The 12,587-nt window shown below is 55.6% G+C and carries 8 protein-coding genes; 5 read left to right on the top strand and 3 right to left on the bottom strand.

All coding sequences use genetic code 11. The features are described from left to right. Window position 1 precedes the first annotated feature (1 nt). Together AC2TEL_RS15780 and AC2TEL_RS15775 are read right to left on the bottom strand one after the other, a co-directional pair. A complete protein-coding gene (locus AC2TEL_RS15780) occupies window positions 2-2,215 on the bottom strand; it encodes a TRAP transporter permease (protein ID WP_480861722.1) in 2,214 nt (737 codons plus the stop codon). An 85-nt stretch (window positions 2,216-2,300) separates the two neighbouring features. After that, the gene (locus AC2TEL_RS15775; protein ID WP_480861720.1) at window positions 2,301-3,305 is read right to left on the bottom strand and encodes a TAXI family TRAP transporter solute-binding subunit; all 1,005 of its coding nucleotides are present in this window, start codon (window positions 3,303-3,305) and stop codon (window positions 2,301-2,303) included. A gap of 130 nt (window positions 3,306-3,435) precedes the next feature. On the opposite strand from AC2TEL_RS15775, the gene AC2TEL_RS15770 reads away from it, so the two are divergent. The 5 genes from AC2TEL_RS15770 to AC2TEL_RS15750 all read left to right on the top strand — a co-directional run bounded on the left by AC2TEL_RS15770 (window position 3,436) and on the right by AC2TEL_RS15750 (window position 11,775). Further along, window positions 3,436-4,404, top strand: a complete 969-nt coding sequence (locus AC2TEL_RS15770) for a LysR family transcriptional regulator (RefSeq protein WP_480861718.1) — start codon at window positions 3,436-3,438, stop codon at window positions 4,402-4,404. A 308-nt stretch (window positions 4,405-4,712) separates the two neighbouring features. Further along, window positions 4,713-9,527 (top strand): GAF domain-containing protein, encoded by a 4,815-nt coding sequence (locus tag AC2TEL_RS15765; protein ID WP_480861716.1) that lies wholly within the window; start codon window positions 4,713-4,715, stop codon window positions 9,525-9,527. Further along, the gene (locus tag AC2TEL_RS15760) at window positions 9,524-9,859 is read left to right on the top strand and encodes an Hpt domain-containing protein (RefSeq protein ID WP_480861714.1); all 336 of its coding nucleotides are present in this window, start codon (window positions 9,524-9,526) and stop codon (window positions 9,857-9,859) included. The genes AC2TEL_RS15765 and AC2TEL_RS15760 overlap by 4 nt, the downstream gene beginning before the upstream one ends. After that, on the top strand, window positions 9,852-10,877 hold the full coding sequence (locus tag AC2TEL_RS15755; protein WP_480905196.1) for an adenylate/guanylate cyclase domain-containing protein: 1,026 nt from the start codon (window positions 9,852-9,854) through the stop codon (window positions 10,875-10,877). The genes AC2TEL_RS15760 and AC2TEL_RS15755 overlap by 8 nt, the downstream gene beginning before the upstream one ends. A gap of 169 nt (window positions 10,878-11,046) precedes the next feature. Next, window positions 11,047-11,775: an SDR family NAD(P)-dependent oxidoreductase gene (locus tag AC2TEL_RS15750; protein WP_480861710.1), complete on the top strand. Its 729-nt coding sequence runs from the start codon at window positions 11,047-11,049 to the stop codon at window positions 11,773-11,775. A 32-nt stretch (window positions 11,776-11,807) separates the two neighbouring features. Here AC2TEL_RS15750 and AC2TEL_RS15745 read toward each other — a convergent pair whose 3' ends face one another. Further along, a complete protein-coding gene (locus AC2TEL_RS15745) occupies window positions 11,808-12,563 on the bottom strand; it encodes an N-acyl homoserine lactonase family protein (RefSeq protein ID WP_480861708.1) in 756 nt (251 codons plus the stop codon). Between the last annotated feature and the right edge of the window lie 24 nt (window positions 12,564-12,587).

Raw genomic sequence — 12,587 nt, 5'->3', positions numbered from 1 at the left:
TTCAGGCCGGAGAGTGGCTGCGCGTGCGGGCGATCAGTTGTGCAACAATAACGGGCGACGCCACCGCGAGTGCGATCAGATCAGCGGTCAGCGTTGGCGCGACGAAGATGATGCCAGCAATCGCCATCAGTATCCGCGACACCATGTTCAACGGTTGCAGCCAATAGCCGACCACCGCGGCCGACAAGGCGATGACACCGGCGATGCAACTGGTTGCGGTATATGTGAACTCCCAAAGATCAAACCCGGTCGAGGATACGAACAGCAAAACGGGGGCATAGACAAAAGCCATGGGCGCGATGACTTTCCCCAACCCCAGAGTAAATGCGGATAAACCGGTTCGGAACGGGTTTGAGTTGGCAATGGCCGCCGCCGCATAGGCTGACGTGCATACCGGAGGTGTGATCTCGGACACCACACCGTAGTAGAGCACGAACAGGTGGCTCGCGATCGGCGGAACGCCCAACTGCGCCAGCGCGGGCTGCGCGACGGATACCAGCATGATGTAAAGCGCCGTGGTCGGGATGCCTGCGCCCATCAGGATGCAGACGATGGCGATGAAGACCAGCGAGATGAACAGTTGGAGGTCTTCCATCGCAAACAGTTGGAAGCTGCCGAATGAGATCATGTTGTACAGGTCCGACGCCAGATTGCCTGCGCCCTGAGTCACCATGAACCCGATACGGAAACCGATACCAGTCGTGTTGATCACGCCAACCACGATGCCCACGGCTGCAGCCGCCGCGCCGACCGCCAGCGAGTATTTCACGCCCAGTTCAACGGCCTGCAGCATCTCGGGTACTTCGATCCGTTTCTGCGGGTTCAGTGTGGCGATCACCGACAGCCCACAAAGGATCAAAGTCATGTTCAGATCGAACCCGCCATCAGAGAACTTCCACAGCACAAAGGCCAGAAATGCGGCCGCGTAGATCAATGTCGGAGGTTGCCTCAGTCGCGACATACCGGCGATAACCGCAAGGGAGATGCCACAAAAAGCCGACATGAAGGGCGTGTAGCCGGTGAACAGAACCACCAGAAGGCCGATCAGGGGGACGATATTGGCCCAGCCTTCTGCCCAGACAGCCTTAAGCTGCGGCAGTTGTTCTTTCGCCAGACCCTGCAAGTTCAGTTTGCGCGCCATCAGGTGCACCACAGCGAAGACGCCAACATAGTGCAGGATCGCCGGGAAGATCGCGGCGATGACGATTGTGGTGTAAGGCACCTCAAGAAACTCGGCCATGATAAAGGCTGCGGCTCCCATGATCGGTGGCGTGATCTGGCCACCGGCCGAGGACGCGGCCTCGACGCCGCCTGCAAAATGGCCGGGGTATCCCAGGCGCTTCATGTTGGGAATTGTCAGCGCGCCGGTCGAAACGGTGTTGGCCACCGAAGAGCCCGAGATCGTGCCGAAAAAGGCCGAGGATACCACCGACACTTTTGCCGGACCACCAGTATAACGGCCCGCCAAAATCGTTGCGTTGTCGATGAAAAGCTGTCCCAACCCGGTGCGCTGAGCGATCACACCGAACAGGACAAAGTGAAAGACGATGGTCGAAACGACCCAAAGGGTAACGCCGTAGATGCCCTCTTGCGGGAAATACATCGACGACACGAAAGTTTTGAAGTTCACGCCGGGGTGTTGCAGCAGGCCAGGGAAGTACGGCCCGAGCAGGGCGTATGAGATAAAGACGCAGATGATCAGCGGCAGCACCCAACCCAAAGTGCGGCGCGCGATGTCCAGCACCAGCAGGATGATGATCACGCCCAAAATCACGTCGTACGTGTTGGGGTTGCCCATACGGAACGTCTGTTCCTCGATCCCCAGAAACGGAATGCCGCGCCAAGCGACACCCACATACAGCGCCGCAATGATCCCAAGGGCCATGAAGACCAGATCGTAAAGAGGGATGTTGCCGATGCGAAACCGGCTGACCTTGAGCGCATAGAGGCTTTTGGCCCCGATAATCGGGATAGTCGCGTAGACCAGAATGAACAGCAGGGCCAGATAGATGCCCATGTGCCAGTGATCGGCTGGCAGGCCAAACCCGGCGGTGAAGAATTCGTAAAACGCAAAGATCAGGGCGACAACGCGCAGAACCTTGCCCGTCGCCGGCGTAACCTGCCGGACGGCAGCGCCTTCGTCGAACTGTTCTTCGATGGCAGCCAGTTCCTCGGCTGTTAGCTCGTGGTCATCAAGTTTCTGTATCCCGGACATGATGGCCCCCCTGAATGCGCGTGCTTTGAAGGTGCGGTGCCCCGCTCAGGGGCACCGGACGATTGATTGCGCCGAATTTCGGCTATTAGAGAAGCCCGGCTTCCTTGTAGAACTTCTCGGCACCCGGATGCAGCGGAACACCCAAGGCTTCGACACCATCCAACGCGGTATCCGGCGTGATCTGCTTGCCTTTGGCATGGCCGTTATCCAGCAGCTTGCGGGTGTTGTCGTTCCACAGGGCTTTGGTCAGCTGATAAACCAGATCCTCCGACAGATCCGACGACACAACCAGCATTGCGCTGACCGCCGGTGTCTTGGTCTCGGCGTCGATCCCTTCATAAACGCCACCCGGAATGGCCGAGGGGATGTAGGCCGGGATGATCTCGTTGATCTTCGCCAGATCCTCGTCCGAGAAGGAATGCAGATTCATACCCTTCGTCGAGGATAGCTGCACCATCGCGGCAACCGGCCAGCCTGCTGCATAGAAATAGGCGTCCAACTGACCGTCGGCCAGACGCTCGGCGCTCTGACTGTTGTTCAGTTCGGCTTCGTCCATGTTGTCGCGGTTGACGCCCCACGCCTCAAGCATCTGCAACACGGCAACCTGCGTTCCTGAACCGGCCTGTGCAATGCCGACGCGCTTCCCTTCCAGATCGCTCAGGTCGTTGATGGTCTCACCAGCGGGTAAAACCAGATGGAGGTCTTCGGGAAAAAGGTTGGCCACGATGCGCAGTTTCGGATGAGGCTTGCCTTCGAATTTACCCTCACCCAGATACATCGAGCGTGTGACGTCGGCGGCGGCCAGACCGGCCTCAAGCTCTCCGTTCTGAACTGCGGCATTGTTGAAGACCGATGCGGTCGTTGATTGCGCAATGGCGATCAGACCGGGCACACCACACTGGCCGCCCTCCTCACAGGGGCGCGAACCCGGAGGGGCCGAGATACCGTTTGCAATGGTGCCGCCGATCGGGAAGTAGGTCCCGCCCGCGCCCCCGGTGCCGATGCGGAAGAATGTCGGGTCCTGCGCCAATGCGGGCGCAGCAAGCGCTCCTGCCAATGCGAGACCTGTCAGGCATTTCATGAGTTTCATTGTCATCTCCCAGTTTTGGATCCTTGGATTCGGTTCACCCGAACTTCGATCCTGAAAGCCTAAAAGTAATTCTCATAAATACAAATTTGTTATATTTCACAAAACTAAAGTTTAGCTTATGTGTTTAGGGATGAACCTCACGCAGCTCACAGTGTTTCGCGAAGTGATGGAAACAGGCTCCATCTCTCAGACAGCGAAGAAACTGAACCGCACACAACCGGCGATCAGCCTGGCGTTGAAGAACCTTGAAAAAAGTCTTGGACTGGCCTTGTTCGAACGCAAGGGGCGGCGCCTCGTTCCAGTTCCGGAAGCTCATTATTTGCTGGCCGAAACGACGGACATTCTGGACCGGCTTTCAACGATTTCCAATACGATGGACGGATTGATCAAAGGTCATTCGGGCAGCTTGAATATTGCCACCATGCCCGGCCCCTCGGCCTTTTTGTTTCCTCGCTTCATCAGCCAGTCGGTTGGTGAAAACCCCGAGATCCGCATCACGCTGTCGACACGCAGTTCGCCGCAAATCATGGAGCTTGCGGGTACTCAGAATATCGATTTCGGATTTGCGGACTTTGAGTTTTCCGTCGGCAAGCACCGTCAATTTTCGGCTGAAATCATCAGCGGCGATTGTTTTTGCGCTATGGATCGGGGCAACCCTCTGGCAGCCAAAAACAGCATCAACATCTCCGATTTGGACGGCGTTCCGATGGGTGGATTGCATACAACCCATCCTTTTCAGGGAAAGATAAAACAGGAATTTCAGGCGATATCTGCCCGGTACAATCCGACCGTGACGTGTCAGTATTTTCTGCCGCTTATTCCTTTTGTCAGTTCAGGCCAGTGTTGCACGATTGTCGATCCATTGACGGTTGCAACCGAGCGGGAGCTCAACCTCTCAAATGACCGCGTCGTTTTCCTCCCTTTTGATGACCCGCTCAGGTATGAGTACGCGATCCTGAAACCTGAACATCGACCAACTTCGCGTCTGGCCTTGAAGATAAGAGAAGGTTGGAAGATCGAGGTGCAGAAAATGCTTGCTGAAGTTGGTGCAAATCCCCAAACGCGGAAGATTTCAGACGAGACTGGAAGGCACAGTTAGGACTTTGCGGAAAATATCGCTGCGTTTTCCGGCAATCCGAGCAGCCCGGGAACGTGCAATATCATGACCCTACCCGCCTCGTGGTGCCGCCAAGCATGGAAGGCTCGCAATGAAATCCCCGAAGACCTGAGGGCGTGTAGGTCACTGGTTGCTACCAAAGCGATCACTGGCGTCTCGCGCCGCGCATCTTGGGTTCTGAGCAATAACAAAAACTGGGCTTGAGTCAGAAAATTCACTATCGTTCAAAACCAACCATCGGTCGTGTGATCATTTGGCTCTTTGCCGCCGTCAACGGGTATAAGTTCTTGATGGATTATGACGAAACGAATTTTGGACCGCAGACCAATCCTGCAAATGAAGCCAAGGCTCTGAGGCGGAGACTGGCAAATGAAAAGGCGCGTTTTGCCGCCACATCCGAAATTCTCAAAGTCATTGGCCGCTCACTAAACGACGCTCAACCCGTTTTCGACACCATCGTCACCAGCGCAACCGAGCTTTGCGATGCTCGGTTTTGTATCCTGTGGCGTCACGCGAATGAGATGATCCACTATTGCGCGAGCCATGGTTTCACCCAGTCGTTCATGGAGGCCTATCTCGCCAGTTTCCCCGCTGTTCCCACAGAGAATTCGATCACCTTTCCGGCAATTCGCGACCGCCGCACCGTCCATCTGCTGAATGCTCAATCTCCGGAATATTCGGATTACAAGACGGCACAGCAGTTCGACTATAAGGAAATGGTGGCGGTTCCCGTTCACCGTGAAGAGGAAATATGGGGTGTTCTGGTTCTGGGCTGGCCGACGGGGAGCGGCCCCCAGCAGGCCGACTTCGAACTTCTGGAAACATTTGCGGACCAAGCCGGCATCGCGATTGAAAACGCACGACTGTTTGCTGACACGCAGGAAGCATTGCAACACCAGACAGCGACATCCGAAGTGCTTGGAGTTATCTCCCGCTCGCCCAACGAGTTAAAGCCGGTACTGGAAACGATCCTGGGGGTCGCTTCGCGCATCTGCCTGCCGCAGACCGCTTACGCCACGCTTTTGAATGCTGAAGACAACACGTTCCGTGTCGCGGCAACACACGGGATGACGACCGAGTTCCGCAAATTCCTTTCGGAAGTAGCTTTTGAAATCGATGCTGGAAGTTGCACCGGGCGAACGGCACTTCTGAAGAAAACGGTCTACATCAAAGACACCGAGCTGGACGCGGAATTTGAATGGAAAGACGCTGCAAAACAAGGGAATTTCCGCTCGGCGCTTGGGGTGCCTTTGCTGGACAAAAATGCTGTTGTGGGCGTCATAACACTCGGCCACGAGCGGCCTTCGGCCTTTTCTGACACTCAAATCGCGCTGCTGGAAACTTTTGCATCCCAAGCCGTGATTGCGATCAACAATACTCGCCTATTCGAGGAAGTGCAGACGCGCACGGCAGAACTGACAGAAGCTCTGGAGTACCAGACTGCGACGTCGGATGTGCTGAGTGTGATTTCCCGTTCACCGAACGAAGTACAACCGGTTCTGGAGGAAATTCTGAAGGTTTCGGTCCGGATTTGCAGACCCGAGGTCGCCTATGTTGCACTGCTCAACGAGCAGACCGGGATTTATGACGTTGTAGCCACACACAACGTTAACGACATGTTCGAAGAGATCCTGGCGCAACAGGTTTTCTCTCCGGGTCGCGAAACGGTAACCGGGCGCGTCGGGTTGACTGGCAAGACGACGTATATTCCCGACATTGAAGCGGACACCGATTACGGCTGGCATGAACAGGCCCGAAAGGGCGGTTTCCTTTCGGGTCTGGGTGTGCCTTTGAACAAGGCCGGAAAAACCATTGGGGTGATCACGCTTGCCCACGTCAAGAAAAACGCGTTCACCGCGAAGCAGATTGCCCTGTTCGAAACCTTTGCTGCGCAGGCGGTGATCGCGCTCAGCAACGCGCGCCTGTTTACCGAGTTGCAGGACCGTACGGCTGAGGTGACACAAGCGTTGGAGTATCAGACGGCCACGTCCGAAGTGCTGAGCGTCATCTCGCAATCGCCAAACGAGGTGCAACCGGTATTGCGAGCGATACTGGAAGTCGCAGAGCGATTGTGTGCCCCGCAATATGGCTACATTGCGCTGTTGGATCGCGATATCGGCGCCTACCGCGTTGTTGAATTTGTCGGCGTGGACAGCGAGTTTCGCACGTTCATGGCCGACAATCCGGTGCGACCGGTCAGCGGCAGCAGCACAGGGCGCGCCGCACTGCTAAAGCAAACCGTTTACATTGAAGATACGGAAACTGACGAATCCTATACCTGGAAAGAGGCTTCGCGCCGCGGCGGTTTCCGCTCTTCTCTTGCTGTTCCGCTCATCAAGGATGACGAAGCTATTGGCGTCATTGCGTTGGCGGACGAAAAGGTGTCTGCGTTTTCGCCAAGGCAAATCTCGCTGCTGGAGACTTTTGCGTCCCAGGCCGTGATAGCGCTGAACAATGCACGCCTGTTCTCGGAATTGCAGACTTCGCTTGTGCGTCAGACAGCAAGCGCCGACATTTTGCGTGTGATCAGCGGCGCGCAGGAGGATGCAAAACCGGTGTTCGAGGCGATTGCCAGTGCCGGGCTGCAACTGCTTGATTGCGACGGTGCGGCAGTTCTGATCCGGGACGGCGAGTATTTTTCGCCCGCCGCGGGCATGACCATTGATGGTCCAATGGATAGTCTGAATGCCGAGCCGGTGCGGATCGAGCCCGAGCTGAACTATCCGAGCCAGGTCTTTCGGACCGGCAAGCTGGTCCATATCGCGGATTTTTCTAAAGAAGAACTGCCTATGCACGAAGTTGAGACCGTCAGGAAATTTGGTTTGACAGAGTGCCTCTACCTGCCGCTGCTGCGGGAAGATACCTGCGTGGGCGTTCTTATCTTTGCCCGATCCGCAGCCCGGCGCGCCTTTACCGCAGAGCAGATCGAATTAGCCGAAAGTTTTGCGGATCAGGCGGTGATTGCGATCCTGAACACGCGCTTGTTCAACGAGACAAAGGCGGCACTGGCAAGACAGACGGCAAGCGCTGATGTTTTGCGGGTAATCAGCGAGTCACCGACAGATACCAAACCCGTCTTCGATGAAATCGTTCGTCTTGCCACCTCTCTTATTTCCTGTGACCTGGCGGTTGTCATGGAAAGCGACGGCGAACAATTCTGGCAGGAAGCGGTTGCAACGCCGGACGGTGTGCAGGCTGTCATAACCCAAACTCCTTATCCTATCGATCCAACGAGCAATCTGCCGTCACGCTGTCTTGTCAGCAAGTCCCGGCTTCATATCCCGGACTGGTCCACAGCCGAAATGCCCCAACAGGATCGCGACATCCGCGACGCGCAAGGCTTCAAATCCTCGTTGATGCTACCGTTGCTTCGCGGCGAAGAATGCATTGGCGGGTTGGCATTTGTTCGCAAGGTTCAGCGCGCCTTCACAGAGGACGAAATTGCCGTGGCAGAATCCTTTGCAGATCAAGCGGTTATTGCCATCGAAAACGTCCGTCTGTTTCAGGAAGCACAGGACGCGCGCGCCGCTGCGGAAAAGGCCAATGAAGCCAAAAGCGCGTTCCTGGCTACGATGAGCCACGAAATCCGCACCCCGATGAATGCCGTGATCGGAATGAGTGGCCTGTTGATGGATACCGATTTGAACTCTGAACAGGCAGACTATGCCCGGACAATTCGAGACAGCGGCGACGCATTATTGGCGATCATCAACGAGATCCTCGACTTTTCCAAAATCGAAGCGGGTCAGATGGCTATCGAGGAGCATCCCTTCGATCTGCGTGAATGCATTGAATCCGCGCTGGAATTGATTGGCGGGCGCGCGGCGGAAAAACAGCTGGATGTGGCCTATATCTTGGATGACGACGTTCCACCCGCAATCAGCGCCGATCTGACCCGGTTGCGGCAGATCCTTCTGAATCTCTTGTCAAACGCGGTCAAGTTCACCGACAGAGGAGAGGTCGTTTTGACGGTTTCGGTCGGGTCAGCGTCCGACGGTGCAACCAACCTGCGATTTGAAGTGCGCGACACTGGCATTGGTCTGACGGATGAAGGCATGAGCCGCCTATTTCAGTCATTCAGTCAGGCCGACTCCTCAACTACACGGAAATACGGTGGCACCGGGTTGGGGCTGGCGATTTCGAAACGGCTGGCCGAATTGATGGGTGGCACGATGTGGGCGACGAGCGATGGCGAAGGAAAAGGTTCGACATTCCACTTTTCGATCCGGACAAGGGCCGCCGATTTGCCCAAAACAGTGGCTCGCAACCTTGTGGGTGAGCAATCCGAGTTAGCTGGCAAACGCCTTCTTATGGTGGATGACAATGAAACCAACCGGAAGATCCTGTCATTGCAGACCGAAAAATGGGGTACGCGGACAAGGGCGGTTGCCTCTGCGCATGAGGTTCTGGACGTTTTGAAGTCAGATGCAGCGTTCGACCTTGCCATTATTGACATGCACATGCCCGAAATGGATGGGGTAATGCTGGCTCGGACTATCAGGGAAACCCATCCAAACATCCCGCTGGTCCTGTTCAGTAGCCTCGGTTTGCGCGATGTCGAAGCCGAAAGGGGATTGTTTGACGCCTACCTCGCCAAGCCGTTGCGTCAATCGAACCTGTTTGACACTTTGGTTTCGCTTCTCGCGCCAAATCCCAAACCCGACGTGAACGCAAAAGATACGGGCAAGTCGCAAACCGATCCCGAACTGGCCAAGCGGCATCCATTGCGGATTTTGCTGGCCGAGGACAATCTGGTGAACCAGAAGCTGGCAATACGTTTGTTGGGACAAATGGGATATCGTGCCGATCTGGCCAGCAACGGAATCGAAGCGCTGGAAAGTGTGGCCCGACAGACCTACGATGTCGTGCTGATGGACGTTCAGATGCCTGAAATGGACGGTCTGGAAGCATCTCGGCAGATCAACAGCAATCATCCCGATGGCGACCGACCGCAGATCGTGGCGATGACTGCCAACGCCATGCAGGGAGACCGCGAAATGTGCCTTGGTGCCGGCATGGACGATTACATCGCGAAACCTATCCGAGTTGAGGAATTGGTCGCAGCTTTGACAAGGGTCAAGCAGCGCGGCGGGGAGGCATCATGAGCGACAGTGCAATCGATCACCAGATATTCGCCGAGTTGCAGGAAACGACAGGCCCTGAATTTACGGCCGATCTGGTAAACACGTTCCTTGATGAAGCGCCCGGCATGATTGCGGATCTCAAAAAAGCGGCGGTGGCAATGGATGCTGATGCGTTCCGGCGCGCGGCGCATTCAATCAAGTCCAACGCCAACATCTTTGGCGCGGCCGGGCTGGCCAAACTGTCCCGCGAAATGGAATTATTGGACATTAGCAATTCGCATCCGCGTTTCACCGAGTTGGATGCGGAATATGCACGTACATCCACAGCTTTGCGGGACATTGTGGATGGCTGATCAACAGGGACATTTGCTGATCGTTGACGACAACAAGGTCAACCGGCTTCTGCTGGCCCGCAATGTCGAGTTGTTGGGTCATCGCGCCGACGTCGCGGAAAACGGACGCATTGCGATGCAAAAGCTGGCTGAGGACGACTTTGATCTGGTGTTGCTGGATATCGAAATGCCCGAAATGGATGGGTTCGAAGTGCTGGAGGCGATCAAGGGCACCTCCGATCTTCGCGATGTGCCGGTTATTGTCACCTCGTCTGTTGAGGGTCTGGACAACGTAGTGCGCTGTATCGAACTGGGTGCCGAAGATTATCTGGCCAAACCGGTAAACAAGGTACTCCTGGGCGCGCGCTTGTCGTCAAGCCTTGAAAAAAAGCGCCTCCGGGATGAGCAAAAGCGTCTGTTGGAAAGATTTGCGACCAATGAGGTTGCACAGGATTTGCAGAAATCCGGTTTTGCGATCGGTGGTCGGCGGGTGTCAGCGTCCGTGCTGTTCTGCGACATCTGCGATTTCACCGCATTGTCCGAAGACCTGCCACCTGAGGCGGCGATCGAACTCCTGAACACCTACTATGCCCTGATGTTCGAAGCCGTTTCCAGCAACGGCGGAATTGTCAGCCTGATGATCGGTGACGGATTGATGGCACTATTCGGTGCGCCACAGTCGCTGGAAAATTCAGCGCAAAGCGCGGTTTCCGCTGCTCAAGAGATGTTGAGCATGATCAATGTGCTAAATGCGGATCGGGCAGTTGAGGGCACGCCCGAGCTTCGGCTGGGTATTGGCATCGCCACCGGCGATGTTGTTGCAGGCTATGCCGGAACGGACGAACGGGCGACCTACACATGCATCGGCAACACTGTGAACCTGGCTGCTCGGCTGGAGGCCCATACCCGCGAAGCGGATCAGAGCATTCTTTTTGATGAACGGACGATGGCTTGTCTGAACAATGCTGCGAACGTCCAAAGGATCCGGGAAGTTGAATTCAAAGGGTTTTCCGGTCCACAGGACATTTTCACGCTATGACCTGTTTTGGTGACCGGTTGCCAATTCATCGCGCTAATTCGAAGGAAGAACACCTAACATTCAGTGCAAGATATTTGCCCGCAGTTGCCCCAGAACGAAGTTCGGATAATAGTTACCGGACGCGCAGAGCCAAACAGGTGATCTAGTTGCGAATGAAAGAGGGATATCATTGAAAGTAGCGGTCGTTACCGGCGCCGCGGGCGGAATGGGACGCGCCATCTGCACCAAACTCGTTGCCAATGGCATGCATGTGTTTGGTTTCGATATCAGCGCTGACGGCCTGAAAAAGGTGTCCGAAGAATTGGATGCGGGTTTCTCACCAGTATGCGTTGACCTGACGCAACCCGATCGCGTGGCGGCGGCGTTTCAAGGTATCAAAGCCGGGCACGGCCGCCTGAACGCACTGGTGAACAATGCGGGCACGTGCTTCATGTCGGATTTTCCGGACATCCCGAGCGATGAATTCGACAAACAGATGTCAATCAATTTTTCTTCGGCCTTTCATTGCTGTCAGCAGGCCATACCGTTGATGCTGGGGCAAGAAGGGGTAAAGAAGATCGTCAATATCTCTTCAAACGGCGCTTACAATTTCGACGTGTTTGATCCACCGCACTACCGGGCATCGAAGGCGGCGATGGATACGTTGACTAAGGACCTCGCGCGCCGCTATGCCCGAGAAAAAATCTGCGTGAACTCAATTGCGCCCGCCATGACCGAGACACCATTGTTCGGAGTTCTGACGGAGGACGTATTGCAAAACGCGATCAGCGCGATGCCGCACGGACAGGCAATGCAGCCCGAACAGGTTGCAGATTGGGTCGGCTTTCTGATTTCGCCGGCGGGTGACATCTGCAGCGGGAACGTCATCATTCTCAATCAGGGGCGTGACGTGCGTTAGCGCCTTGATGAAGCGCCTGCCACTCAAAAAGGTCATTTGTACACGTCTGGGGCTTTCCGAAGGTTCGGCCATTGTTCCGGGCAATGGCCGTAAATTATGAATGCGTCCTTCTCAGCGGCCAGATTCATCAATCGGTTTGCGCTGGCGATCGCCATAGTTTCGTCCCAGGATCCTGCAAACTTTTCCTCGATCTCTGCCGGTCGGGAAATGGCGTCGCTGGTCAGCAGGACCGGGCCCGACGGCAGCTCGACCAACAACGCTATCTGACCCGGTGCGTGCCCCGGCGCCTCCAAGACTGTCAGCCCTGGCCCAACCGTTACATCGCCTTCAACTTCAAGATAATTGCGATCCGGCCAGTCCAGCGGTTGCATTCCGCCCCAATACAATGGTCGGGGCAACGCGCGTTCTTTGGCCGAAATCAGTATTGGCGTTTTGGGAAAGGCATGCAGGCCGCCAATATGGTCGATATGTGTATGAGTGCAGATGTACAGAGTTACCGCTTCGGGAGCCAACCCAAGCTTTGCAAGCTGTGCTTTTGGAAGATTATCCGACGTACATACAAGAACTTCTCCAAATTCAAACAACCGGTCCTCCTGAGATGCAGTATCCGTATTGGTTGCGTATTTTTCAGGGAAACCAGAGTCGACAAGGATCGTCTCGTCGGCGTCTGTCCGGATCGCAAACCCGCTGATCCCGATAACACGACCATTTGAGTGAACTTTGAACAGCCCGTAATCCAACACAGCCAGATTCACGGGCCGCCCTTTGACAAATCCTTCGGCTTGCACACACTTTCCTCCTGTATCCGACAA

This window comes from Ruegeria sp. HKCCD9138 (assembly GCF_057220975.1).
Note: the sequence above shows the minus strand (reverse complement) of the source record. Positions and strands in the feature narration are given on the sequence as shown.

Excerpts from the sequence above, each read along its gene's own strand:
- AC2TEL_RS15780 (WP_480861722.1), bottom strand. The coding sequence starts at position 2,215 with ATGTCCGGGATACAGAAACTTGATGACCACGAGCTAACAGCCGAGGAA.
- AC2TEL_RS15775 (WP_480861720.1), bottom strand. The coding sequence starts at position 3,305 with ATGAAACTCATGAAATGCCTGACAGGTCTCGCATTGGCAGGAGCGCTT.
- AC2TEL_RS15770 (WP_480861718.1), top strand. The coding sequence starts at position 3,436 with ATGAACCTCACGCAGCTCACAGTGTTTCGCGAAGTGATGGAAACAGGC.
- AC2TEL_RS15765 (WP_480861716.1), top strand. The coding sequence starts at position 4,713 with ATGGATTATGACGAAACGAATTTTGGACCGCAGACCAATCCTGCAAAT.
- AC2TEL_RS15760 (WP_480861714.1), top strand. The coding sequence starts at position 9,524 with ATGAGCGACAGTGCAATCGATCACCAGATATTCGCCGAGTTGCAGGAA.
- AC2TEL_RS15755 (WP_480905196.1), top strand. The coding sequence starts at position 9,852 with ATGGCTGATCAACAGGGACATTTGCTGATCGTTGACGACAACAAGGTC.